This window comes from Microcoleus sp. B3-D7 (genome assembly GCF_036705305.1).
Classification (GTDB): Bacteria; Cyanobacteriota; Cyanobacteriia; order Cyanobacteriales; family Microcoleaceae; genus Microcoleus.
The window spans coordinates 56,633-83,100 of record NZ_JAUBUE010000006.1; the positions used below are offsets into that span (position 1 = coordinate 56,633).

At 45.9% G+C, this 26,468-nt stretch carries 19 protein-coding genes; 7 read left to right on the forward strand and 12 right to left on the reverse strand.

Annotated elements, in window-relative coordinates; genetic code table 11:
* Positions 1-213: 213 nt before the first annotated feature.
* Positions 214-420, reverse strand: a complete 207-nt coding sequence (locus QUB25_RS06725) for a hypothetical protein (protein ID WP_333182471.1) — start codon at positions 418-420, stop codon at positions 214-216.
* Between the two features lie 114 nt (positions 421-534).
* On the opposite strand from QUB25_RS06725, the gene QUB25_RS06730 reads away from it, so the two are divergent.
* Positions 535-861, forward strand: a complete 327-nt coding sequence (locus QUB25_RS06730) for an MgPME-cyclase complex family protein (protein WP_333182472.1) — start codon at positions 535-537, stop codon at positions 859-861.
* On the forward strand, positions 858-1,595 hold the full coding sequence (locus tag QUB25_RS06735; RefSeq protein ID WP_333182473.1) for a hypothetical protein: 738 nt from the start codon (positions 858-860) through the stop codon (positions 1,593-1,595). The genes QUB25_RS06730 and QUB25_RS06735 overlap by 4 nt, the downstream gene beginning before the upstream one ends.
* A gap of 67 nt (positions 1,596-1,662) precedes the next feature.
* On the opposite strand, the gene QUB25_RS06740 is transcribed toward QUB25_RS06735, so the two are convergent.
* Both QUB25_RS06740 and QUB25_RS06745 read right to left on the reverse strand, forming a co-directional pair.
* The gene (locus QUB25_RS06740) at positions 1,663-3,759 is read right to left on the reverse strand and encodes a tetratricopeptide repeat protein (protein ID WP_333182474.1); all 2,097 of its coding nucleotides are present in this window, start codon (positions 3,757-3,759) and stop codon (positions 1,663-1,665) included.
* A 462-nt stretch (positions 3,760-4,221) separates the two neighbouring features.
* Positions 4,222-5,163, reverse strand: coding sequence for an NAD-dependent epimerase/dehydratase family protein (locus QUB25_RS06745; RefSeq protein WP_333182475.1), 942 nt, complete (start codon positions 5,161-5,163; stop codon positions 4,222-4,224).
* A gap of 347 nt (positions 5,164-5,510) precedes the next feature.
* Here QUB25_RS06745 and dnaG point away from each other — a divergent pair, with 347 nt between their 5' ends.
* The gene (dnaG, locus tag QUB25_RS06750; RefSeq protein ID WP_333182476.1) at positions 5,511-7,529 is read left to right on the forward strand and encodes a DNA primase; all 2,019 of its coding nucleotides are present in this window, start codon (positions 5,511-5,513) and stop codon (positions 7,527-7,529) included.
* Positions 7,530-7,679: 150 nt separating this feature from the next.
* Here dnaG and QUB25_RS06755 read toward each other — a convergent pair whose 3' ends face one another.
* Positions 7,680-8,195: a pentapeptide repeat-containing protein gene (locus QUB25_RS06755; RefSeq protein ID WP_333182477.1), complete on the reverse strand. Its 516-nt coding sequence runs from the start codon at positions 8,193-8,195 to the stop codon at positions 7,680-7,682.
* 14 nt (positions 8,196-8,209) lie between these two features.
* On the opposite strand from QUB25_RS06755, the gene QUB25_RS06760 reads away from it, so the two are divergent.
* Positions 8,210-8,815: a YraN family protein gene (locus QUB25_RS06760; RefSeq protein ID WP_333058835.1), complete on the forward strand. Its 606-nt coding sequence runs from the start codon at positions 8,210-8,212 to the stop codon at positions 8,813-8,815.
* 198 nt (positions 8,816-9,013) lie between these two features.
* Here QUB25_RS06760 and QUB25_RS06765 read toward each other — a convergent pair whose 3' ends face one another.
* Positions 9,014-9,403 (reverse strand): hypothetical protein, encoded by a 390-nt coding sequence (locus QUB25_RS06765; protein ID WP_006632408.1) that lies wholly within the window; start codon positions 9,401-9,403, stop codon positions 9,014-9,016.
* Between the two features lie 148 nt (positions 9,404-9,551).
* Between QUB25_RS06765 and queA the strand changes: the two genes are divergently transcribed.
* Positions 9,552-10,694, forward strand: coding sequence for a tRNA preQ1(34) S-adenosylmethionine ribosyltransferase-isomerase QueA (queA, locus tag QUB25_RS06770; protein ID WP_333058836.1), 1,143 nt, complete (start codon positions 9,552-9,554; stop codon positions 10,692-10,694).
* 42 nt (positions 10,695-10,736) lie between these two features.
* Here queA and rpmF read toward each other — a convergent pair whose 3' ends face one another.
* A complete protein-coding gene (gene rpmF / locus QUB25_RS06775; protein ID WP_006632406.1) occupies positions 10,737-10,910 on the reverse strand; it encodes a 50S ribosomal protein L32 in 174 nt (57 codons plus the stop codon).
* 176 nt (positions 10,911-11,086) lie between these two features.
* Positions 11,087-11,563 carry a TM2 domain-containing protein gene (locus QUB25_RS06780; RefSeq protein ID WP_333042421.1) on the reverse strand — a complete coding sequence of 159 codons (477 nt, stop codon included), beginning with the start codon at positions 11,561-11,563 and terminating at the stop codon, positions 11,087-11,089.
* Positions 11,564-11,953: 390 nt separating this feature from the next.
* On the opposite strand from QUB25_RS06780, the gene acsF reads away from it, so the two are divergent.
* Positions 11,954-13,030, forward strand: coding sequence for a magnesium-protoporphyrin IX monomethyl ester (oxidative) cyclase (gene acsF / locus QUB25_RS06785; RefSeq protein ID WP_333182559.1), 1,077 nt, complete (start codon positions 11,954-11,956; stop codon positions 13,028-13,030).
* 142 nt (positions 13,031-13,172) lie between these two features.
* On the opposite strand, the gene QUB25_RS06790 is transcribed toward acsF, so the two are convergent.
* From QUB25_RS06790 to QUB25_RS06805, 4 genes are all read right to left on the reverse strand, one after another.
* On the reverse strand, positions 13,173-16,121 hold the full coding sequence (locus QUB25_RS06790) for a CHAT domain-containing tetratricopeptide repeat protein (RefSeq protein WP_333182478.1): 2,949 nt from the start codon (positions 16,119-16,121) through the stop codon (positions 13,173-13,175).
* Positions 16,122-16,176: 55 nt separating this feature from the next.
* Positions 16,177-16,314 (reverse strand): hypothetical protein, encoded by a 138-nt coding sequence (locus QUB25_RS06795; protein WP_333182479.1) that lies wholly within the window; start codon positions 16,312-16,314, stop codon positions 16,177-16,179.
* Between the two features lie 348 nt (positions 16,315-16,662).
* Positions 16,663-20,043 carry a tetratricopeptide repeat protein gene (locus QUB25_RS06800; protein ID WP_333182480.1) on the reverse strand — a complete coding sequence of 1,127 codons (3,381 nt, stop codon included), beginning with the start codon at positions 20,041-20,043 and terminating at the stop codon, positions 16,663-16,665.
* Positions 20,044-20,384: 341 nt separating this feature from the next.
* Entirely contained in the window at positions 20,385-23,747 is a 3,363-nt protein-coding gene (locus tag QUB25_RS06805; RefSeq protein ID WP_333182481.1) for a CHAT domain-containing protein, read from the reverse strand.
* A gap of 362 nt (positions 23,748-24,109) precedes the next feature.
* Between QUB25_RS06805 and QUB25_RS06810 the strand changes: the two genes are divergently transcribed.
* Positions 24,110-25,570 (forward strand): dolichyl-phosphate-mannose--protein mannosyltransferase, encoded by a 1,461-nt coding sequence (locus QUB25_RS06810; RefSeq protein WP_445251934.1) that lies wholly within the window; start codon positions 24,110-24,112, stop codon positions 25,568-25,570.
* 148 nt (positions 25,571-25,718) lie between these two features.
* Here QUB25_RS06810 and trmB read toward each other — a convergent pair whose 3' ends face one another.
* Positions 25,719-26,351 carry a tRNA (guanosine(46)-N7)-methyltransferase TrmB gene (trmB, locus tag QUB25_RS06815; protein ID WP_333182483.1) on the reverse strand — a complete coding sequence of 211 codons (633 nt, stop codon included), beginning with the start codon at positions 26,349-26,351 and terminating at the stop codon, positions 25,719-25,721.
* Positions 26,352-26,468 lie beyond the last annotated feature (117 nt).

Consider the following 26,468-nt stretch of genomic DNA (forward strand, 5'->3'; position numbering starts at 1 on the left):
AAATCAATCCACACATTTTACATTTTTAATACAATAGTTAGGACTTTTTTTAGGTAGTAGTCACAAACCCTTGATTTTCCCGCGATCACATTGATAACCATCAAAGCCTTTTTTTAGGGTTCCCAATCAAAAACTGTCTGAAGTATTTTCATATGCAAACCACTCCCAATCCGGTTTAACAGCACCCTGTTTACCTCAATAATTAGTAATTATTCAACCTGCAATTCCATCTAATTTCCTATTGTCACCTAAATTTTCCCGAAAATCACCAGCCCGAAAAATAATCGCCCAAATCCCCAAAAAACCAGCCACTCTCGCAACTCTCACAACTCCCCCAACTCTCACCACCAAAGATTTTTCTGAGGCGACTTGCTCTCCATCTACCCAAGATGACAGCAAATAAGGTAAAGTAAACGGCACAAGAGTCTAGAACTCTCCAACGACCGCAACTCGGCAAACCCGCCCCTGACCAGCAAAACTCGCCAGTACAGGCGGCATTAACCGCTAACCGTCAACCCCTAACAACCCAGAAAAATGCAAACCTACTACTACGTTTTAGCCAGCCAACGCTTTTTGCTAGAAGAAGAAGCCCTAGATGAAGTGTTTAAAGAAAGAACTCGCAACTACAACGAACAAGAAAAACAAATAGACTTCTGGCTAGTCAAACAGCCCGCTTTCCTAGAAGCACCGACAATGGCACAAGTTAAAGCAAAATGCCCTCAGCCAGCCGCCGCTATTATTTCTACCGATCCAGTCTTCATCACCTGGTTGAAACTGCGATTAGAATATGTACTGACAGGTGAATTTCAAGCACCGTCAGCAACTATTCCCGATGCCCTCGCATCCCTACAGACAGCATGACTAAAATAGCAAAATATCCGACAAAAAAACTAACAACAATTAGGGGTAAATTGTACAAATTTATTTTGTCTCTCCCCCTATTTTCTGCTACTTCAATCGCAGTTTTGGGATTGACAATTTTATCTAGTTCTGTTAAAGCTCAATCGAGCTGCCAACCGCCTCAGCCCGATGAATATCTACTGTTAATTGTCACCAGAACACCCGAACAGCAAGAAAGAGCAAAACGCTCTTTCCCGGGAAATACTAACAACACAGTTTGTCGGTACATCAATGACACGGTGACGCGAGTTGGTGGCTTTCGCGACTCGCAAATCGCCAGCGATTGGGTTAAATACATCGAAGATGTTGTTGGATTGCAAGCTTACGTAGTACGATCGCCCGCAGCGGCACTGCCCCAAAATTTGCCAGTCTACAACCCTCAGCCAGCACCAGGTTCTGAACCAATCACCAATCCTTCAACCGGCAATCTTGCCTTCAATCCCCAACCCCTCGGCCCTGGTTATGCAGTGTTAGTCGATTACTTCAACCAACCGGAATTAGCCGCCCAAGTCAGGGAAGCATTAGGCACGCAAGTAGGCTTAGCTTCCTACGGCCAGCGTCCCTTTTTATTCGTCGCTTATACAGCGGATCAAAACGCCGCTACTGCTGCGGTAAAAGCATTGAGCGATCGAGGTTTTTGGCCGATGTTAGTAGACAGCCGCCGAGTTACCGTAATTGCTCCCGCTGTTCGCTAAAAGATAAAAATTTGCAATTAAAATTGCTTCTTGTAAAACAAAGTCCGCCTAAGCGGACTAATAACAATTATTGTTGTTGTTGGGACTCTAGCGGGCTGCTTCCTAGCTGACTTTCGGCCCGCTTTTTTGCTTCCATTGCGGCTCGGTAATCGGGGTTGTAGCGAATTGCTTTGTCATAGGAGGCGATCGCATCTTCGTATCTTTTTACCGCCACAAGCGCATTGCCGTGGCTGTACCAGGCTTCCGAGTAGTCAGGCTTGACATAGACAGCTTCATTGTAAGATACTAGCGCATCTTCGTACCGCTTTAAATTGGACTGAGCATTTCCTCTATTGTACCACGCTTGATACTCTTTCGGGTTTAAATCTAAGGCTCTGCTGTAACACTCAATTGCTTGTTCATACCTCCGCAATTCGTGGTAAGACCAGCCTAAGTTATACCACGCTTGATAATAATCCGGTTTTAATTTAACAGCTTTTTCGTAAGCTTCTACCGCTTGTTCATGCCTCCGCATTTTCAGCAAAGCGATGCCTTTACTGTACCACCCTTGATAAAAATTTGGCTGAAATCGCACGGCTTTTTCGTAGGCTTCAAAAGCTTCTTGGTTTTTGTTTACTTCTAGGAAAACATTGCCTAAATTGTACCAAGCTTCATAATTATCGAATTTGATTTCAACTGCTTTTTGATAGGATTCTAAGGCTCGATCGTACTGTTTTAATTTTTGGTGAGCTTGTCCCCGATTGTACCAGGCACGGTACAAATTGGGCTGAAATTTTACAGCTTTTTCGTAGGAGACGAGCGCTTCTTCGTACCGCTGCGAATCTAACAGAGTATCGCCTCTGCCTTCCCACGCTGCGGCATAGTCGGGCTGGATTTTCAAAGCGTTATCAAAAGATGCGATCGCCTCTTGAGACTGTTGCAACTTATCCAAAGCATAACCGCGTCCCGTCCAAGCTTCCAAGTATTCCGGCTTTAATTCTATGGCTTTATCATAAGCTGACTGCGATTCTTGGTATTTTTTCAATTCATATAAAGTTTTGGCTTTTTCCTGCCAAACTTCCGCGTAGTCCGGTCTGAGAGTTATTGCTCGCTCGTAAGCTGCCAGAGCTTCTTCAAAGCGGCTTAAATTGTAAAGAGTATTGCCTCGGTTATATAGGTCAGTTGCATTGGCAGAATTAAAAGTATTTACACCATAAATTGATGCTAAGATAGTGACGCCTATTAAACTGGCTATCGACAATATTTTTAAATACAGTTTTTTTCGGGGTTTTACAGGCTTATTCGCAGCAGCAACCGGAGGTAATACAGGAACTGTACCGCTGAAAGAATCTTTCAATTGTTTAATAGCTTGCAGCGTTTCGCCGGCACTAGAATAACGCTGGCGAAAATCGTACTTGACCATCTTATCTAAAATCTTCGCAAATTCAGGACTGACTGATGTTTTGTCCTGCCAAATAATTTCCTCTGTATCGGGGTTTCTTGGCATTTGGTGAGGATTTATACCCGTGAGGAACTGAATTGCGATCGCACCGACGGCATAGATATCGCTGCTGAGTTTCGGGTTGCCGTGAGCTTGTTCGCTGGGCATATAACCGGGAGTACCGATGCTGACACTCAAGCTATTTTTGGGCTGAGGAGTGGTGATTTGAGTAGTAATTTCTTTAACTGCGCCGAAGTCAATTAAAACTAATTTTCCGTCTCTATCTCTGCGGAGGATATTGCGGGGATTGACATCGCGGTGAATCACATTTTGCTGGTGTACAAAGTCTAAAATTTCGAGAAGTTCCTGCAATATACAAATGACTTGATCTTCCTGCATGACTCCCGCATTTCCAGGGGAAGGGGGCGTAATTTCTTGACTTAAATCGTGACCTTCTATAAATTCTTGAACTAGATAAAACTCTTGATTCTCTTCAAAAAAAGCAAAAAGTCGGGGAATGCGATCGTGATTTCCCAATTTGTACAAAACTTGTGCTTCGGTATCGAATAAACGTCTTGCTACCTTTAGAGTTTCCGGATCGGTTGCGTGAGGTTTAAGCTGCTTGACGACGCAGAGGTGATTGCCTGGTAGCTGCTTATCTTCAGCTAAATAAGTTTGAGCAAATCCGCCGCCTCCCAAGTGACGGATAATACTGTAGCGATTGCTGAGTGTTATTCCAAGCATGAAATTCACCTAATATTTCCTAGTCGTTTGGAGAATTAGCTTCCAACCAAGCTGTCACATCTTCCGCATTTGAAAATTCTAACATGGCCTCTCTCAATTTTTTAATTGGTCGAACCGCAACTGGGGAGTTTGAATTTTAATACAATCAATTTTAGGGTGAAATCTCTTGTGCAGTTATTCAATCATTAATTTAGTTCCATCAGTTTTTGCTGTATTGTACAAAGCTAGCTGGTCTAATGCCTGCCGATTTAGAACTTAAATTGCAATAATTACAACAGAGGTATCGTTGTTGAGTTTTGCGATCGCATTTAAGTAGCTATCTTTGGTTTTGATGTAAGGTGCGCGGTGCGAACTTTACTGTGACAGTCTGTTTGCTTTCTTTCTTGTTCCCTCCCCTTAGTAAGGGGAGGGTTAGGGTGGGGTTCTAGATTTTTGCTGGCATGGGGATGCTCCCACTCTAACTTAACTTTGAACCGATTTCAAAATTTCATCATCGACTGAAAAATCTATCTCAGCTTTGCCCCGTCCCGAAACTACATAATCATTCTGAAAAGAATCTTTCAATCCAGAAAGTAAGTCAAATTCTGGCTGCCAGTTAAGATCGGTAACAGCTTTATTAACTGAAGCAAAAAAGTGCTGCAATCGCATAGGAAAAGCTTTCTTTTTGCCGAAGTCAAATTGTTTCGGATCGTAGTGTACAATCTTAATAGCATCAGGGGATTTGCCTGCGGCTTGAATGCAGGCGCGTGCTAAACCGTCAAAGGTGACAAATCGATCGCCCGAAACGTTGTAAATTTGCCCGATCGCCCTTTCGTTACCCAAAACCGCCGCCATTGCTTTAGCCAAATCCTGACAGTGCCCCAACTGCGTGAAGTGCATCCCGTTACCGGGAATCGGAATCGGTCGATCGCGCACAATGCGATCGAAAAACCAAGCCTCTAAATCGTTATAATTTTGGGGGCCGTAAATGTAAGTCGGGCGAATCGAAGTCCAAGGCAAACCCGATGAGGCCAAGTAATTTTCGGTTTCGCATTTACCCAAATGCCGGCTTTTAGGATCGGTAGCGTCCCCTTCGATATGAGGCATTTGATCCGACTTCAAATAAACCCCCGCAGAGCTCATGTAAACAAAGTGCTGCACCCGCCCTTTAAATATTTCAGCTAAAGGCTTTGTATCGCTGAGTTCGCGGCCGTTGTTGTCAAAAACAGCGTCAAACTCGACCGTCGATAACTTTTCTTGCAGTTGTTCGACATTTGTGCGATCGCCCTGAATCTGTTTTACGCCCGCCACCGGTACAGGCTTGTTGCCCCGGTTAAACAACACCACTTCATGCCCTTGTGCTGCTAAAATCTTAGTAAGATAAACCCCGATAAACCGAGTACCGCCCATCATTAAAATTCGCATTATTTTCGATGCTCCTTACAGTTAGTGTAAATATCTTACAATAAAGTTATGCCTTACGGAAAAACCTGTTTTTTTAATAAAACACACATTAACAGCGATCAGCCCTGGTACAAAAAACCGGAACCCTTGACTTTTTGTGTACAAGTCATAGAAGTCAGTTTTGTGCTTTAATAAAGTGCGAACGCTCACAATAAACATATAGCAATCCCTAAGACGATTCACACTTTCTCACTTGCTGAAACCCTGGCTTTTCTTCCTTCTTCCTTCTTCCTGACATCCGTTACATAATCCGTTGCCGAACTTCCTTCTTCCATCCGCTATACTTTCAATTTGCCTAAAATAGCCCTATGCAAGTTCCCCGGCTGCATCCAGAAACAATCGAAGAAGTCAAACAAAGAGCCGACATAGTAGACGTTATTTCCGGTCGTGTCGTCTTGCGTAAACGCGGCAAAGAATTCGTAGGTTTGTGTCCTTTTCACGATGAAAAATCTCCCAGCTTTACCGTCAGCCCCGGCAAACAAATGTATTATTGTTTCGGCTGTGGTGCAGGTGGCAATGCTTTTAAGTTTCTCATGGAACTGGAGAAACGTCCTTTCAGCGAAGTAGTATTAGAATTAGCTAAAAATTATCAAGTCCCCGTCAAAACAGTCGAACCAGAACACCGACAAGAATTGCAGCGGCAAATTTCTCTGCGGGAACAACTCTATGAAATCTCAGCACTAACAGCCAACTTTTACGAACACGCTTTGCGACAAACCCAAGGAGAAGAACCCTTAGCATATCTCAAATCAGAGCGCCAGCTCAGCGAAGAAACTATCCAACAATTTCAATTAGGTTATGCACCCCAAGGTTGGGAAGCACTTTACAGTTATTTAGTAGAACAGAAAAACTATCCGGCGCAGTTAGTCGAACAAGCTGGATTAATTGTACCCCGAAAAAATGGCGGCAGCGGTTATTACGATCGCTTCCGCAATCGCATTATGATTCCCATACGCGACACCCAAGGCAGAGTCATCGGTTTCGGCGGCAGAGCTCTCGGCGACGAACAGCCGAAATACCTCAATTCTCCCGAAACAGAACTGTTCGACAAAGGCAAAACTTTATTCGCCTTAGATACAGCAAAAACAGCCATTAGCAAAGCCGATCGCGCAGTGGTGGTAGAAGGGTACTTTGATGCGATCGCACTTCACGCCGCCGGCATCTCCAACGCCGTCGCTTCCCTCGGCACAGCCTTAAGTTTAAACCAAGTGCGGCAGTTATTGCGCTACACTGACTCCAAACAAATTATCCTCAACTTTGACGCCGACAAAGCAGGAACTCAAGCAGCAGAACGCGCTATTGGAGAAATAGAAAAACTCGCTTATCAAGGAGAAGTGCAACTGCGGGTGCTCAACATTCCCGACGGCAAAGATGCCGACGAATACCTCAAAACCTACTCCCCAGAACAATATCGAGAATTGCTCGAAAATGCTCCGTTGTGGATCGACTGGCAACTGCAACAAATGCTCGTCAATCAAGATTTGAAGCAAGCCGATACTTCCCAGCAAGTTACCAAAAAAATCATTAATTTATTAACCAATATCACTGACGACAATCAGCTAGCACATTACCTGCAAAAATGCGCCGAAATTCTCAGTAAAGGAGATTTTAGACTTACAAAAATGATTGCTGAAAACTTGCTCAATCAAGTAGTCAGCGATTGGGCAAAGCGGCAGAGTCAAGACGAATCTTTAACAATGCCCCTGTTAATTAGAAACAAGCTAAAGCCGAACAAACAATATAAAAAGCAGCGTGCAAGCGGCGAAAACAAAAGCTCAAAATCCAGCTTATCTGCCGTAGCCCGCAGTCTTTTAGAAGAAGCAGAAGCGCAATTATTGCAGATTTATTTGCACTGTCCCGAATATCGCCAAGATGTCAGAGAAGCAATAGAAGCTAGAGACGTGCAGTTCAGCCTTTCTCACCACAGATTTTTGTGGCACCAGATTGTGAATGCTGAAATATTGCACAAAATGTCTTTACAAGTAGCGCCTTCAGAGTTAATATTGAAATTGCAAGATAGCTTCATTGAATATCCGAATCAACTAAATCAAATCTCGCATTTATTTCACTTAAATGAGTTCTCAGAAAGAAACGTTTATCGCGCACCTCTAGTCATTAGATCTGCCCTCGCCTGTATCGAGCAAATTATCAGCATGAAGCGCCGCCGAATTGCACTCAATATGTGGGAAAAAGCCAAGGCAGCTAGCAGTGGCGAAGAGGCTATAGAATATCACCAACTCTTCTGTGCCGAACAAGAATGGCTCAAGGAATTAGAGCGGCTGCGTCAAGTTAATTTTTACGATTTAACATCCGTGCCTTGGGGGTAATACCCTTTTAGATTTTAGATTGGGGATGACTGGTTCGATACAGGTTGGAAGCTTGCCTGCAGTTACATTTTTTTAACTGATATAAGTAATAAAGTCCTTACTAGAAGCCTGTTTGTACTAAGGACTTTATTCCTTTATTCAACGAGCCTTTTAATAATCGCAAAAAAGAGTTTCGCGAGTATCTCTACCTGTCACTGGATTAGTACCTTTTGCCACTTTACAAAGTTTTTCTATCATATCGTCTCGCAGCAGTGTATCCGTAAAATCTGCACCGTCAATGATAGCTCCTTCCAGCCTGGTATTGTAAGCGAAAGCACCCTCAAGGATAGCATTAGTTAAATTTGCTTTCATCATGCGAGCCAAATCTAAAGTCGCACCCGTGAAATTAGCGCCTTCTAAATTTGCTTCTTCCATATTGGCAGCAAAAAAGCTTACGCCGCGCAAATCTGCATTAGTAAAATTGCTGTTGCGAAGATTGGCTTTATTAAAGCTGTCGTCAGTTAGAACTTGGCCAGTAAAGTCAGCGCCGACTAGGATTTCTTTGTCGTGATCCAAAGCGAAAGCAGGTGCGGGATTAATGCCGATCGCCCCAGCGGCAATTACTGCTAAAATAACAAAACTCAGCAAGAAAGTATAAATATGTTGGCGAATTCGAGAAATCATCATACAAGTTCAAGCTAATGGGCAGTCGTGAAAGTTCAGAATTGAATTCTACCAGAAAGAGCGATCGCCCGCTCGCGACGGCTGACTCCAATTCCCCCCAATCCCCAAACTCTAGGGATATCGGCACATTGGGAGAAAACTTAGTCGCCGACTGGTTGCAGCAGCAAGGTTGGGAAATCCTGCACCGGCAGTGGCACTGTCGCTGGGGAGAGATTGACATCATCGCACTCGGAAGAGATGAAGAAAGCGAAATCAACAGAGGTAACGAAAATTCCCCATTCCCCATTCCCCATTCCCCATTCCCCATTCCCCATTCCCAAACATTAGCATTTGTAGAGGTAAAAACTCGCCGCCGGGGAAATTGGGATGCTGGTGGAATGCTGGCTGTTACCACCACAAAACAAGCCAAACTTTGGCAAACAGCCGAAATATTTTTAAGCACTCATCCAGATTTAGCCAATAATTATTGTCGCTTTGATGTCGCCTTAGTCAGGTGCGAACCTTCACAACAAAACAGTAAGCGAATATTACCAGCATTCACAGCAGCGAACTCTCAATCCGCCGTTACAGGAAACTACCGACTCACCCTGGAAGAATACATTCGCTCGGCTTTTAGCAATTAAAAATATATAATTAAAATTTAGAGGGTAAAATCTCAAAGCAATGCCACTAGGTAATTTTTAATGGTTAACTTGCCTAGGCTGTCGCCCATTTCTCTCTTGAGCTTTAACGGAGCTGAAAAAAGCGTTAAATCTTCTCCCGCTTTCCCCTTCTCTCCCTCTCCTGTTCTGTCATCACAGTTAATTTATATGCGTAGCAATCTAGGCCAGAGTTTCCGGGCAATATCCCAGACCCTTGACAAACTGCTGGCGAAACGCTTCAATTTCTTTGCGGTCAGGGCTGCCGTGACAAACCACTGCCACCTGGTATCGGCGCATCACGCTCAGCGGGGACTGTCCGGTTTCCAAACTCCACAGCGCCATTTGCAAGCGAATTTCAGGATCGTAAGGAATCCCGAGTTCGTTCATAAAAGCCCGAAAATCCCCGTGCATTTCGGGTGTTAAATATTGGCTCATTTTCACCTTTACCACCCAGCCGTCAATTTGGTGAATAACAGTGATAAATTGCAAGGGAAGATGATGAGCCGTGCGTAGGTAATCCACGACTCTCAGAGTAAGGCTAGTATTGGCGATGTAGTAGAGGTATTCCATAACGATCCTTATGAGCAAAGCTGATGCTACACCTCTATCCTCGCGGGCTATACCCGCGACCACAAGGGGAAAAGCACCCGACTTTGGATGGGGGTTTTTACCCAATTTGTTACCCAGTTGACAGATCGATCGCACAGGAATTCACTCGATGACAGAGATGGACTGGTCTTTGGACGGCTACGACTACGAACTTCCGCCCTCACGCATTGCCCAAAATCCCGTAGTGCCGAGGGACAGTTCTCGCTTGCTGGCTGTAGATTCTCCCAGCAGCCACCAACACCGGATTTTTAGGGATTTACCCGATTTGCTGCAACCAGGCGACTTGCTGGTACTGAACAACACCCGCGTGCTGCCAGCGAGGCTCTACGGGCACAAACCCAACGGCCCGGCTGTGGAGATATTGTTGATGGAAGAACGGCAGCACAACTGTTGGCTGGCTTTGGTCAAACCGGGGAAACGATTAAAGTTGGGAGCAAAAATTGAGTTTGATCCCATCGCCCCTGGCTGTGAGGACTCGAGCACAGCTCCTTGCTGTTGCCTTCCCGATGCCACGATGCCCCCCCATCGTCGTCGATTGACTGCAACAGTTATAGAGAGGGACGACGCAACAGGGGGACGGCTGTTAGAGTTTGACATCCCCACAGATGAGAATCTGGCGAAGTTTTTGGACGAATACGGCCACATACCCCTGCCGCCCTACATCGAAAATTCCCAAGCTTCAGCGGAACAGTACCAGACTGTTTATGCCGAGAGGCTTGGGGCCGTGGCTGCTCCCACAGCAGGCCTGCACTTCACCGAAGAATTGTTCAGCCGCTTGGAACAGCGGGGAATAGAAAAAACTTTTGTCACCTTACACGTCGGAGTAGGGACGTTTCGCCCGGTGGAGGTGACAGACGTGACGGCTCACAAAATGCACGGTGAATGGGTAGAAGTACCCCCCGCCACCGTAGAGAAAATCCGGGAAACTCAAGCCCGAGGCGGGCGGATTATTGCTGTGGGTACAACAGCAGTCCGAGCTTTAGAGGGAGCCGCCGCCGCGAGTGGCGATTTTTCCTTGCAACCTTTTTGCGGCCCGACCAATTTGTTTATCTACCCTGGTTACAAGTGGCGGGTTGTAGAGGGGATGATTACCAATTTTCACTTGCCCCGCTCTACTTTGATGATGATGGTAAGTGCGATGATTGGAAGGCCTCGGCTGTTGGATTTGTACCGAGAAGCGATCGAGCAACAGTACCGCTTTTATTCCTTTGGCGATGCCATGCTGATTTTACCAACAGCAAAAAAGGATTGATCGATCGGGCATCGGGTTCGCCCCATGCCCGGTATTCCGTTTCTATTCTTCCTCCTCTTCTTCATTGCCGGGATACACGAAGCTGTTGGAACGCCCAGTCAGAACAGATTTGCCCAGAGACAAAGCTTTCTGAGCTGCCACTACAGCTTTGCGCTTCCATGTGGCCTTACGCATATTCTTCTTGGATTTGGAGGTTTTCTTCTTAGGGACTGCCATGACGCTAAATACTTTCTGCTTATATAGACAAACAAACATTCTAGCCGATTTTGTCGGCAATGCTTACTCAAAAAACGGCAATAACTGCTCACCAACCAATATCAAGTAGTAGGGTGCGTCAGCGATTAGCTTCTGGAAAAATAGACAAAATCCCCTAGAGCACGCACCCGCAGCAGCTAAAGTTCGTGAAAGTGGTAGATCACGACGCCCGTTACGGCATCGTTCTCGATACTCACATAACCCGTTTTGAGCATTGCCGTGAAAGCCTCTTCCACTTCGGCAAAAGTAGCGCCGGTTGCCATCACCCCTTGGGTGACAGATAATCTTCCGTTCTTGGTATAAGCTGCCTTCAGGAGTTTAACCCCTAACTGGTCTGGAGTTGGCTTGGGATATGTCGCGGCGATCGCCCCGCTGACTGGATATAGCGGTATACCTTCGCGAGATACGCCGAGTTTGCCCCTGAGACTGGCATTGCGTTCGTCCACCATGTTCGGCAGCAGCAGCAAGTCAAACAATTGCCCAAACCCAAACAAACCAAAGGTAAACAGCCACAGCAAACCACTACCAATCTTGCCGTTGTAGAGGCGGTGGAGTCCGAAGGGGCCGAAAAAACAAGCTGCCCATAAAAGGTAACTAACACCTAAATTGCTCATTTTCTGACCGTCCTGCCTGATTATTCTAGAATTGGAGTCCCTCTATACATTTTGTACTTTCTATGCGGTGTTTAAACAGCTTGACAGGGGAATTTATTTGTGTGGTAGCCTAATAAACTGACAAAAGGCAGAATTTGGTTTCCCAATACCTTGTCTGGAAGCCCATGAGTAATTTTGCGTAGCAATTCTTAACGCCAGCAACATATTTGCGCGGGCGAGAGCTTGGTAAACTGGAGGGCGTGGAAATTACAGCAGCTTAGAACTGGATTCCACACGGAGCGCCAAACCGAGCGCGCCGCCAGCGCTGGCCGGACATACACGAGCGCGATCGCCCGCAGTACCCGACAATGGAAACAAGCGAGTAGTTATAAGCAGAAATCCAATAAACATATGGTAGATTCCCTCAAAAAACCCACTTTTGAAGAACTGCGGCCGGGAGTGAAAGCCCCAGCCAAAGAAACTATTCTCACGCCGAGATTTTACACAACAGATTTTGACGAGATGGCCAAAATGGACATCTCGGTAAATGAAGCCGAACTAAAAGCAATTATTGAAGAGTTCCGCGTTGACTACAACCGCAACCACTTCGTGCGTGATGCCGAGTTCGATCAATCTTGGGAACACATCGACGGCGAAAAGCGCCAGTTGTTCATTGAATTCCTGGAACGCTCTTGCACCGCTGAGTTTTCTGGCTTCTTGCTCTACAAAGAGTTGGCACGCAAGCTCAAGGACAAAAATCCAGTGCTGGCCGAAGGTTTCTTGCTGATGTCGCGGGACGAAGCGCGGCACGCCGGATTCCTCAACAAAGCCCTGTCAGACTTTAATTTGTCCCTGGATTTGGGTTTCTTGACAAAGAGCCGCAGTTACACATTCTTTAAGCCGAAGTTTATTTTCTACGCGACTTACTTGTCGGAAAAGATCGGTTATTGGCGCTACATCACCATTTATCAGCACTTAAAAGCCCATCCTGAAGACCAGATTTATCCGATTTTCCGATTCTTTGAAAATTGGTGCCAGGATGAAAACCGCCACGGAGATTTCTTTGATGCGGTGATGAGAGCTCAGCCTCAGATGTTGAACGATTGGCGCGCTAAGCTTTGGTGCCGTTTCTTCTTGCTGTCAGTGTTCGCGACAATGTATCTCAATGATATCCAACGCGCTGGTTTTTATCGATCGCTCGGTCTCGATGCTCGCGAATACGACATTGAAGTGATTAAAAAGACCAACGAAACAGCAGGCCGCGTATTCCCCGTCATGCTGGACGTGAACAATCCCGAGTTTTATGAAAGGCTGGATGTTTGCCTCAAGAACAATCAGAAGTTGACTGCAATTGTTGCTTCTAATACTCCGAAATTCTTGCAGTTCTTCCAAAAATTGCCTTTGTATCTCTCGAACGGCTGGCAGTTGTTGAAACTTTACTTCATGAAAACAATTGAATCACCTTCTGTACAGGGCGCTGTGCGTTAAGTTTTGATTTTTCATCCTCTGTGACGGCGGTTCTGCGACAAGCGGAGCCGCTTTTTTTTGGTATCCAGATTCACCGCAAAAAGTTCTCGCCAGAGTTACACTCGCCCGGAATGGGAATTGATGCTGGTTTTTTTTATAAAATTTATCGCCATTCCCCTTGAAGGTTAAAAGCCGCCCAATAATAGGGAAACTTCCACTTTTCCTGCTTCAACATTTCCAGTTGTGCCGCCCTCAATGCCGCCGCTGGCGTTAACCCTTTTTGCAGCATTCCCTGATAGAAACTCGACATTAACGTAGCCGTTCCTTCATCGTCCACAGTCCACAAACTCACCACCACTCGCTGAGCCCCTGCATACATAAATCCCCGTGTCAATCCTACCAAGCCCTCGCCTTGAATGTTCTGCCCCATTCCGGTTTGACAGGCACTTAATACTACTAAATCGGCTGCTAATTTGAGATTGAAAATATCAGTAATTCGCAGGAATCCGTTTAAAGGGTTGCCATTTTCATCTACCAGCGACATGACGATTCCCGACAGTTCCGGGTGATCGTTATTGGCGAAGCCGTGAGTGGCAAAATGAATGATTTTATATTGGCTTAAATTTGGGTTAGTGGCTGTGGCACGGCTGGCTGCAAAATCCAAAGATTCTGTGCGAGAATTAGCCGGGAATAACGCTTGAATAATCTGAGATTCTTGGCGAGTAAAGTTTAAACGCTCAAACTGTCCGGTCTTGTCGCCTCTGGAGCGACTTAAACCAGGATTTGCTGATTCTACCGCTTGCTGAGTGGTGACTGAAGAAGCGTTTTTAACTCGTTCATCCTTAGCGCTAAAAACTGGGTCGGCGAGTATGGCTAAACTCCGATTAGGAGGTTGCCTGTCATTGTAGTTTTGTCTTAAAATTCCCAAGGTGGAAGCTGAAGGCAGCAGCACGATTTCATGGTCTACTATTAAAGGCGGATTCCCATTTTCACCGGATTTCCCGGGGAGCGAAAGGGCAGCAAAGGGGATGGAATTCAAAAGGCCATCACCAACAATCAGCAGGCGCTTTTGACCGAGTTGGGCAGCAACGGGCTGTAAGATAATTTGACTGATAGCATCGTTGGCTTGGGCGATTTGATTGGGGCTGTGTCGGGAACTTGGAGCGGAGACAGCATCGCGGAATTTTCTGGCATTTGTCTCGATGTCGGCAGCTTTTGGTAATTCATAAGTGGTGATGCTGGTTTTGGTGACAGCCCAGAGATAGCTGCGATCTTTCCCTAGAGAATACTGGAGTAAAATTGTCTGATCATCGAGGATTTGTTGTTGAATTTGTGCCAGCGTTAGAGGTTGGGGTTGGGTGAGGGCGGCGTAACGGGGGCTGGTGGTGCGGATTTGTGCTTGAATGTCCTGATATTGTGCTAGTAAAGTTTGCCGCTGTTTTTCTAATTCTGCTTCTTGGGCGGGAGTGTGGTTTGGGCGATTGAGAACTTCGATTCGCTGTTTTTCAAGGGCATTGAGTTGCTGTTGCACACTGCGTTCTCGCTGCAATAATTCAGGGGCTACACCTTGGCGAATATCGGCGTTTGCTTCTTGAAGAAGTTCGAGGAGGCTGCGGGCGCGGGAACGTTCGCTGGCTTCAAAGGCTTTGGTATCATAACCAGAATTGGGTTGCGTTTTGTGCAGTTGCATTAACAGGTCAATGTAGAACTGGTAAAAGTCCTGTACGGTGGCAAAGTAAGAGGTGCGGAGTTCAGGGCTGGCAATTTTGGTGCGGAGGCTTTCAATAATTTTGATGGAGGCTTCAATGTTAGTGAGGGCTTCCGTGAGATTGCCTTGAGCGCGTTTGGAATCAGCGATGTTGTAAAGCGTTGTAGCTTCCCCATTGCGCTCGCCTACTGCCCGAAACAGGGGAAGGGACTGGTTGTAATACTCTAGCGCTTTCTGCTTTTCTCCCAAATCATCGTAGACATTGCCGATGTTGTTGAGGATGGTAGCTTCCCCAGAGCGCTCGCCGAGGGCCCGACTCAGGGAAAGCGACTGGTTGTAATACTCTAGCGCTTTCTGCTTTTCTCCCAAATCATCGTAGACACCGCCGATGTTGATTAGGGTGGTAGCTTCCCCATTGCGCTCGCCTACTGCCCGAAACAAGGGAAGGGACTGGTTGTAATACTCTAGCGCTTTCTGCTTTTCTCCCAAATCATCGTAGATTCTGCCCATGTTGTTGAGGGTGACAGCTTCTCCAGAGCGCTCGCCGAGGGCCCGACGCAGGGGAAGGGACTGGCTGTAATACTCTAGCGCTTTCTGTTTCTCTCCCAATTGTGAGTAGACACTGCCGATGTTGTTGAGGGTGATAGCTTCTCCAGAGCGATCGCCTACTGCCCGAAACAGGGCAAGGGACTGGTTGTAATACTCTAGCGTTTTCTGCTGTTCTCCCAAACCTGAGTAGGCATTGCCAATGCCTATAAGGGTGGTAGCTTCTCCAGAGCGATTGCCTACTGCCCGAAACAGGGCAAGGGACTGGCTGTAATACTCTAGCGCTTTCTGCTTTTCTTCCAAAGTTAAGTAGACTTGGCCGATGTTGCTGAGGGTCACAGCTTCTCCAGGGCGATCGCCTAGGGCCCGAAACAGGGGAAGGGACTGGCTGTAATACTCTAGCGCTTTTTGCTTTTCTCCCAATTCTGAGTAGACTAAGCCGATGTTGTTGAGGGTCACAGCTTCAAGATAGCGAACGCCTACTGCCCGAAATAGGGGAAGGGACTGGCTGTAATACTCTAGCGCTTTCTGCTTTTCTCCCAAAGCTAAGTAGACTCTGCCAAGACCAAGGAGGCTAATTGCTTGCCCTCCATTGTCGCCCACGGCCCGACACAGCTTTAATGCTTCTTCAAATTTGGCGAGTGCTTGTCTTAAAGATTCCGCCGTCCCTTGCTCGTAAAGTTGAGCCCCTTCTGTCAAGGCTCTTTTAGCAGCAGCAGCCGGGTTTCTCCCGGACTGCTGCGATACCCATTGACTAATTTGAATCGCACTGGGTGCAGCCACCGCCGGGACTCCTAGCAAAATCAGAGCACTTACAGCGAGTCCGTAACGCCCCCAAACCCAAAGTGTGATATTCATAAATACCTGCTCAAAGAAGACCTTGTTAACCGGTATCATAGTCGATCGCAGCTTGTCAGGTGCGCTTTCCTTTCCTGCGTGCCGATTGCGTCGGGGGCATATTGTGCGATCGCACCCGCCGCTGCAGGTAGTGCCGCATTCTCCAAGCGCGATCGACCGCATCGGATTTGCCTCCGCGAAGGTTAAAAGTCATAATTGTAATTTTTACGCTATTCTCTACTCAGTATTTTTAAATTAGCGATCGCTCCCAAACCTAGCCTCTACTATTTTTTGATTTTTTATGAACGCCAACAAAAAACAATCCCACAAATCAATGTTTGTTTTTGCCCTGGGAATGCTCGGTGTGTTCCTCTTTTCCTTAACACTCCGATTTTGGGAACTAGAGCGATTTAACACTTTAGTAGAAGAAGGAAGAAGGAAGAAGGAAGAAGGAAGAATGTTGACTTTTGGCTGTTGTTCATGGCCAGCCCGATGCCCGATGCCCGTATAGGTTTTATCAGCAATTAATCAAACTTGATATCATAACGGTTTTTCATAAAATTTATCGCCATTCCCCCTGAAGCGTAAAAGCCGCCCAATAATAGGGAGAACGCCACTCTTCCTGCTTCAACATTTCCAGTTGCGCCGCCCTCAATGCCGCTGCTGGCGTTAACCCTTTTTGCAGCATTCCCTGATAGAAATTCGACATTAACTTAGCCGTTCCTTCATCGTCCACACTCCACAAACTCACCACCACTCGCTGAGCCCCTGCATACATAAATCCCCGTGTCAATCCTACCATCCCCTCGCCTTGAATGTTCTGCCCTAATCCGGTTTGACAGGCACTTAACACTACTAAATCTGCTGCTAATTTGAGATTGAAAATATCAGTAAGTCGCAGGAATCCGTTTAAAGGGTTGCCCTTTTCATCTATCAGTGACAAGATGATTCCCGATAGTTCCGGGTTAGTGCTATTCGCTAAACCGTGAGTGGCAAAATGAATGATTTTATATTGGCTTAAGTTCTGACTGGTTGCTGCGGCGCGGCTGGCTTCAAAATCCAAAGATTCGGTGCGAGAATTAGCTGGTACTAACGCTTGAATGATTTGAGCTTCTTGGCGAGTGAATTTTAAACGGCTCAACATTAAGTTATTGTCGCGACCAGAGCGGCTTAAACCCAGATTTACTGATTCTATTGCTTGCAGATTGGTGGCGGTTGACTGGTTTTTGACTCGTTCATCTTCCGGGCTAAAAACTGGATCGGCGATAATCGCTAAACTCCGAGTAGGAGGTTGTCTGTCACTGTAGTTTTGTCTTAATATTCCCAAGGTGGAAGCTGAAGGCAGCAGCACGATTTCATGGTCTACTATTAAAGGCGGATTCCCATTTTCACCTGATTTTCCGGGGAGGGAAAGGGCAGCAAAGGGGAGGTAATTGAGAATGCCATCGCCAACAATTAGCAGGCGCTTTTGACCGAGTTGGGCAGCAACCGGCTGTAAGATAATTTGACTGATAGCATCGTTGGCTTGGGCGATTTGATTGGGGCTGTTTCGGGAACTTGGAGCTGTGACAGCATCGCGGAATTTTCTGGCATTTGTCTCGATGTCGGCAGCTTTTGGTAATTCATAAGTGGTGATGCTGGTTTTGGTGACAGCCCAGAGATAGCTGCGATCTTTCCCTAGAGAATACTGGAGTAAAATTGTCTGATCATCGAGGATTTGTTGTTGAATCTGGGCCAGGGTTAAAGGTTGCGGTTGGGTGAGGGCTGCGTACCGGGGGCTAGTAGCGCGGATTTGTGTTTGAATGTCCTGATATTGTGCGATTAAAGTTTGCCGTTGTTGTTCTAATTCTGCTTCTTGGGTGCGAGTGTAGTTGGGGCGATTGAGAACTTCGACGCGCCGTTTTTCAAGGGCATCGAGTTGCTGTTGCACACTGCGTTCTCGCTGCAATAATTCAGGGGCGACACTTTGGCGAATATCGGCATTTGCTTCTTGCAGAAGTTCGAGGAGACTGCGGGCACGGGAACGTTCGCTGGCTTCAAAGGCTTTGGTATCATAACCAGATTTGGGTTGCCTTTTATGCAGTTGCATTAACAGATCAATGTAGAACTGGTAATAGTTTTGTACGGTGGCAAAGTATGAGGTGCGGAGTTCTGGGCTGGCAATTTTGGTGCGGAGGCTTTCAATAATTTTGAGGGAGGCTTCAATCTCAGTGAGAGCTTGGTTAAGATTACCATAGTCACGTTTGATAGTAGCAATACTATAGAGGGTAAGAGCTTCTAAGGAGCGATCGAGGGTGGCTTGACTCAGAGGAAGGGATTGATTGAAATACTCTAATGCTTTCTCTTTGTTTCCTAATTCTGCGTAGCTCCTGCCGATACCTATAAGGCTGTAGGCTTCTCTTTGGCGATCGCTTGCTTCCCGGCTCAAAGAAAGAGACTGATTGTAATAGTTTAGGGCTTTTTGTTGGTCTTCTAATTCTGCGTATATGTTACCAATGCCAGTGAGGGTGCGAGCTTCTCCAGAGCGATCGCCTACTATGCGCTTGAGGATAAGGGATTGGTTAAAATATTCTAAGGCTTTCTCTTTGTCTCCTAATTCTGAGTAGGCAATGCCAATGCTGGTGAGAGTGGTTGCTGCTGAGGAGCGATCGCCTAGAGTCTGGAAAATTGGAAGGGACTGGCTGTAATACTCTAAAGCTTTCTGTTGGTCTCCCAATTCTGAGTAGACATGGCCAATGCTGATTAGAGTAACAGCTTGCCCAGAGCGATCGCCCACAGCTTGGTTGATGGGAAGAGACTGGCCGTAATGCTCTAGGGCTTTCTGTTTTTCTCCCACTTCTGAATAGACAATACCTATGTAGTTAAGGGTACGAGCTTCTTGTTCGCGTTCACCTATAGCCCGGAACAATTTAAGGGACTGGTTGTAAGAGTCTAAGGCTGTTTGTTTCTCTCCCAATTCTGAGTAGACTCTACCAGCAGAAATCAGGGCGAAGGCTTCAACAGAGCGCTCGCCTATTTCTCGACTGAGGGGAAGAGATTGGTTGTAATAATCTAGGGCTTTCTGTTTTTCTCCCAAACCTGAATAGACATTGCCAACGACGATCAAGGTGAAAGCTTGCCAACGGCGATCGCCTATTTCCTGGCTCAAAAAAAAGGACTGATTGTAATACTCTAGCGCTTTCTGCTGTTCTCCAAATTCTGCGTAGATCATGCCAATACCTAGAAGGTTGTAGGCTTCTTTTTGGCGATCACCTATTACCCGGCTCAAAGAAAGGGACTGATTGTAATAGTCCAGGGCTTTCTGTTTTTCTCCTAAAACTGAGTAGACTCTGCCGATGTTGGTGAGGGTGACAGCTTCCCCTGAACGATCGCCTATTGCCCGACTCAGGGGAAGGGACTGGCTGTAATACTCTAGCGCTTTCTGTTTTTCTCCCAAATCTGAGTATACTTTGCCGATGCTGTGGAGGGTGGTAGCCTCCCCAGCGCGACCGCCCCCGGCCCGAAACAGCTTTAACGCTTCTTCATATTTGGCGAGTGCTTTTCTTAAAGATTCCGCCGTCCCCTCCTGGTAAACTTGATCCGCTTCTTTCAAAGCTCTTTCAGCAGCAGCCGCCGCAGGATTGCCCTCGGACTGCTGCGATACCCCTTGACTAATTTTTATCGCACTGGGTGCAGCTACCGCCGGGACTCCTAGCAAAATCAGAGCACTTACAGCGAGTCCGTAACGCCCCCAAACCCAAAGTGTGATATTCATAAATACCTGCTCAAAGAAGACCTTGTTAACCGGTATCATAGTCGATCGCAGCTTATCAGGTGCGATTTCCCGGACTGCGTGCCGGTTACATCGGGAGCATATTGTGAAATTCCGCCGCTGCACGTAGTGCCACACCCTCCAAGGGCGATCGACCGCATCGGATTTGCCTCCGCGAAGATTAAAAGTCATAATTGTAATTTTTACGCTATTCTCTACTCAGTATTTTTAAATTAGCGATCGCTCCCAAACCTAGCATCTACTATTTTTTGATTTTTTATGAACGCCAACAAAAAACAATCCCACAAATCAATGTTTGTTTTTGCCCTGAGAATGCTCGGTGTGTTCCTCTTTTCCTTAACACTCCGATTTTGGGAACTAGAGCGATTTAACACTTTAGTAGAAGAAGGAAGAAGGAAGAAGGAAGAATGTTGACTTTTGGCTGTTGTTCATGGCAAGCCCGATGCCCGATGCCCGTATAGGTTTTATCAGCAATTAATCGGACTTGATATCATAACGGTTTTTCATAAAATTTATCGCCATTCCCCCTGAAGCGTAAAAGCCGCCCAATAATAAGGAGAACGCCACTCTTCCTGTTTCCACATTTCCAGTTGTGCCGCCCTCAATGCCGCCGCTGGCGTTAATCCTTTTTGCAGCATTCCCTGATAGAAACTCGACATTAACGTAGCCGTTCCTTCATCGTCCACACTCCACAAACTCACCACCACTCGCTGAGCCCCTGCATACATAAATCCCCGTGTCAATCCTACCATCCCCTCGCCTTGAACGATCGGCCCCATTCCGGTTTGACAGGCACTTAACACTACTAAATCTGCTGCTAATTTGAGATTGAAAATATCAGTAAGTCGTAGGAATCCGTTTAAAGGATTGCCCTTGTCATCTACCAGTGACAAGATGATTCCCGATAGTTCCGGGTTAGTGCTATTTGCTAAACCGTGAGTGGCAAAATGAATAATTTTATATTGGCTTAAGTTCTGACTGGTTGCTGCGGCGCGGCTGGCTTCAAAATCCAAAGATTCGGTGCGAGAATTAGCTGGTACTAACGCTTGAATGATTTGAGCTTCTTGGCGAGTAAATTTTAAACGGCTCAACTGTAAGTTATTGGCGCGGCTAGAGTGGCTTAAACCGAGATTTACTGATTCTATTGCTTGGGGATTGCCGCTATTAGACTGGGTTCTGACTCGTTCATCTTCCGGGCTAAAAACTGGATCTGCGAGCATTGCTAAAGTCCGAGTTGGGGGTTGTCTGTCATTGTAGTTTTGTCTTAAGATTCCCAAGGTGGAGGCTGAAGGCAGCAGCACAATTTCATGGTCTACAATTAAAGGCGGATTCGGATTTCTACCGGGTCTTTCGGGGAGTGAGAGGGCGGCAAAGGGGAGGTAATTGAGAATGCCATCGCCAACTATCAGCAGGCGTCTTTGACCGAGTTGTGCTGCTACAGGCTGTAAAATAATTTGACTGAGCGCGTTGTTAGCTTCAGCAACTCGATCGGCAATGTTTCGGTAGCGCGGGTTAGTCACAGCATCGCGGAAATTGCGGGCGGCTTTTTCGATGTCAACCTGTTTTGGCAATTCATAACTGGTGATACTGGTTTTAGTCACACCCCACAGATAGCTGCGTTCTTTCCCTAGAGAATACTGGAGTAAAATTGTCTGATCATCGAGGATTTGTTGTTGAATCTGGGCCAGGGTTAAAGGTTGCGGTTGGGTGAGGGCGGCGTACCGGGGACTGGTGGAGCGGATTTGGGCTTGAATGTCCTGATATTGTCCTAGTAAAGTTTGCAGTTTTTGGTCTAATTCTACTTTTTCTGCGGGGGTATGATTGGGGCGGCTTAGAGTTTCGATTCGGCGTGTTTCTAAGGCATCGAGTTGCTGTTGTAAATTGCGTTCTTGCTGCAACAATTCCGGGGCGACACCTTGGCGAATATCGGCGTTTGCTTCTTGAAGAAGTTCGAGGAGGCTGCGGGCGCGGGAACTTTCGCTAGCTTGAAAGGCTTTGCGATCGTAACCAGATTTGGGATTGGTTTTGTGCAGTTCCATTAACAGGTCAATGTAGAACTGGTAATAGTCTTGTACCGTGGCAAAGTATGATATGCGGAGCTCGTGGTTGGTAATTTTGGTGCGGAGGTTTTCGATGATTTTGATGGAGGTTTCAATGTCAGTGAGGGCTGCGATTAAATTGCCTCGATCGCCTTTGATATTAGCCATATTGTAGAGGGTTAGAGCTTCCCCAGGACGATCGCCCACAGCGCGAAACAGCGGCAGGGCTTGTTTGAAATATTCTTCTGCTTCCTGCTGTTTTCCCAATTCTGAGTAAGTAGTACCTGTATTGTTGAGGGTAAGGGCTTCTCCCCGCCGATCGCCCGCTTTTTGTCTCAAATCGAGGGCTTGTTTGTAGTAGTCGAGGGCTGTTTGTTTTTCTCCCAAATCTGAATAGACTAAGCCAATATTGGTAAGGGTAGTTGCTTCCTTAGCCCGATCGCCCATAGCGCGGAATAAGGGAAGGGCTTGGTTGAAATACTCTTTTGCTTTCTGTTTTTCTCCCAAATCGTTGTAGGCTAAGCCGATGTTGTTGAGTGTGGTGGCTTCCGCAGTGCGATCGCCCAAAGATGTGTCGCTGTTTGCGGGTATGTTCGAGATGTTGCTGAGGTTGATACTTGCTTCAGGGCGATCGCCCATTTCCCGAATTAAGGAAAGGACTTGGTTATAGTAGTCGATGGCTTGCTGTTTCTCTCCCAAAGCATAGTAGACGGCGCCAATGTTGTTGAGGATGACGGCTTGTTTAGGGCGATCGGCTACAGTCTGATTCCAAGAAAGGGCTTGCTTGTAGTAGTTCAGGGCTTGCTGTCTGTCTCCTAATCTATTAGTAATGAAGCCCATTTGATGCAGCGTGTAAGCTTCCTTCTCCCTATTTCTAAGCATTTGATAAAGCGAACGCGCTGCATCAAATTTTTGCAATGCCTCCTGATAAGATGCTGCTGTTTCGCGATCGAATAGTCGCCTAGCTTCCTGAACCAATCGCTCGGCTTCATCTGTTTTTAGATTTAATAGTTCTTTGTTTTTCTGTATTAATCGCTCGGCTTCCCCATCCGGGATTTGATTTCTACTGAGATCGAGGGTTGTCAGATTTACCAATCCCGCTAAAGGTTTGGCATCTGCGATTTGATTTCTACTGAGGTCTAGGGCGGTCAGATTTGTCAATCCCGCTAAAGGTTTGACATCTGCGATTTGATTTGATGCGAGAAAAAGCAGTATCAGATTTGTCAATCCCGATAATGGTTTTACATCGGCGATTTTATTCCCACTCAAATAAAGAAAATTTAACTCAGTCATTCTCGATAAAGGTGTCACATCTACAATTTGATTTGATGCGAGGGACAGCCCTGTTATATTAGTCAATCCAGCTAAAGGTTTTACATCTACGATTTGATTGGCTTCGAGGAAAAGCTCTGTCAAATTAGTCAGTCCCGATAATGGTTTCACGTCTGAGATTTGATTGAAATTGAGGACGAGAAATCTCAGATTAGTCAGTCCCGATAAAGGTTGCACATCTGTTATTTTATTTAAACTGAGGTTGAGCTTTCTCAGATTGGTGAATTTTGATAATGGTTTGATATCGACTATTTGATTGCGAATTAGGGAAAGTTCTGTGAGATTAGTCAGTGCTTTTTGAGCGCGATCGCACTCTTGTGTTTTTGCTTTTGATAGCAACACCTCCACCGTATGCCTGGTTTCAGGGGTCAAATTCTCTTTGTTGGTACAGAAATCAGCAAAACTTTCAAATGTCTGGGAATTTGGCGCGGCTGCAGATCCCATCAGGATAGTCGCACCTACAGCTAAGCCCCAACGCCCCCAAATCGAAAGTATGGGATTCATAAGCACTCGCTCAAAAAAGACATGATTAGCTGCTATCATAATCTATCGCACCTTGTGATGCACCCTTTTCCTTCCTGCTTGCCAATTAGATCGGGAGCATTTGGTGAAACAATAGTCCCTCCTCGTTCTCGCTGCACTCTCCAAGGATTATTAGAAACCGGGTTTAAGAAACCGAGTTGTTCCAAAAAACCTGGTTTCTCCTAAAAAATTAGGTTTCGGCACAAGTCCTATTTTACGTTAGTCTCAACTCAGGAATTTTAAATTAGCGATCGCCCTCAAATCTAGCATTTACTATTTGCTGCTGTTTTATGAAAATCAACAAAAAACAATTCAACAGATCTACTTTAGTTTTTTGCTTAGGAATGTTCGCTGTGTTCCTATTTTCCTTAATTCTGCGATTTTGGGAACTGGAGCGATTTAATACCTTAGTATTTGACGAAGTTTACTACGCTAAATTTGCCAACAATTATCTCACAAAAACTCCCTTTTTCAACGCTCACCCGCCTCTGAGCCAGTACATAATTGCGATCGGCATTTGGATCGGCACTCACCTTCCTTTCGGACAAACAGCCGTCAACACTAGGGCTGGCTCCCTGCTTTCCCCTTGGGATTACCGCTGCCTGAATGCTCTCACAGGTTCCTTTATTCCCCTAGTTGTGGGAGCACTAGCTTATCAGCTAGTTCGGCGCCGCACCTTTGCTTTTATTGCTGCTTTATTTATCGCCTGCGACGGTTTGTTTTTAGTGGAGTCTCGCTACGCGCTGAACAACATTTATCTAGTTTTATTTGGGATTTTAGGTCAGTTATTTATTTTAAAATCCGTAGAAGCCAAAGGTAAAAAGCGCTGGATTTTGCTCGTACTCGCCGGAATAGGTTTCGGCGCATCTGCTGCTATCAAATGGAACGGATTGTGGTTTCTTTTCGGTACTTATCTAAGTTTAATCTGTGCTTGGGCAGTGCGTTTTATCCAGGGTAACAGAGGAAATGAAGAACAAAGCCGCGAGGTAGATTCACCTCTAATTCCTGCCGAAAGTCCCGTACAAAAACTGACTAAACTCAATTTTCTAGAACTCTGCTTAAGTCTAGCTATTATTCCTATTCTAGTTTACAGCATCTCTTGGATTCCTCACCTGCACTTTAATCCAACTCCCAATTTCTGGCAGATGCAAACGGAAATTTTGACTTATCACCAGCGGATTAAAAGCGGCCCAGATGTACATCCTTACTGTTCCACATGGTACAGTTGGCCTTTGATGCTGCGCCCCATAGTTTACTTCTACAAAATGGCTAGCAGCAATGCCCAACCAGATCCGGAGTTGCCGCCTTTACCTGAAGGTGCAACTCAGGCAATTTTTGACGTTCACGCAATGGGAAACCCCTTGCTTTGGTGGCTGTCAACCTTAGCTTTACTGCTAGTAATAGGAGTTTTAGTTCACCGGATTTTGGTGTGGCTGCAAACGCGCAGCGAGGCTTCTGTTGACACGATAGAACAGCAGCGACCGATTTTGTTTCCGCCGACTGCTGAAATGTGGCTGGGGTTATATTTAATAGTTAATTGGGTGGCTAATTTGCTGCCGTGGGTGAAGGTGACTCGCTGCATATTTTTGTACCATTATATGGGCTGTTCTGTGTTTGCAGCCTTAGCACTTGCTTGGTGGGTTGACAGGTGGCTGCACAGCCCTCAAACTCGACTCCGAGGGATGGGGGTAACAATTATTTTTATGGTTTTGGGTGCTTTTATTTTCTGGATGCCTATCTATTTGGGACTGCCTTTGTCGCAAATAGAATGGAAAATTCGGATGTGGCTGCCGTCTTGGGTTTAAGTTAGAAATAATTCTTTTATTAACGGGCAAGATGCCCGTTGCACAAGAAAATTAAGTTTTGTGGAACAGGCATCTTGCCTGTTCCTAACAAAGGTGCAAGATGTAAGTTATAACATTTATTACCAAGGCGAGTTTGCACAAGCGAGCATTATTTTTGATACAGTGCTCGATAAACTGGTTCACCGCGTTTCAGAGTAGCAATTTCTCTTTCTGTAGCAACAGGTAGGGGATTTTCTGCTAGCCAGTGGTCGCCGTTTTGACATTTAAAACTAGGGTGAGATGAAAAGCGATCGCACATTTCTCTTTCTACTTCCTCAATATCTGACTGTATAAAAACTTCGCCGCCAATTGCCAGATAAGTTGCCAATTCATTAACTAATTCCTGCTGCACCACCCGGCGTTTGTGGTGCTTTTTCTTGAACCACGGATCGGGAAATTGAATGCTAACTCGCTGCAAAATACCTGCGGGTAAAGTTTCTAAAATTGGTTTCAGGGAACTATTGGCATTGCAAAACAAATAGTGCAAATTTGTCAAGCCTTTTTCGTCTCGCCAAAGATTCGCCTCCTCTACCAGAGGTTCCCGAATTTCTAATCCTAGAAAATTCCAGTCTGTTTGGATTTGGGCCATGTGCCACAAAAACCGTCCTCTGCCGCAGCCGATATCTAAATGCAGCGGTAAATTTAAGTCGGCATAGATTTTAGTCCAATCCGGGGGACTTGCAGATGCTTGATATCTAATTGATAGGGGATTGACGTGTTCCCGCACTCTTACTCTTGCCAATTTTGCTGTCTCCTGAATGTATTTTTTAACCGCTGATTAGGGCAGATGAACGTGGATTTACGCAGATAAATATTGATTTTTGCGATGTTGTCTAATACTTTTTAGTTAATGAGCAAT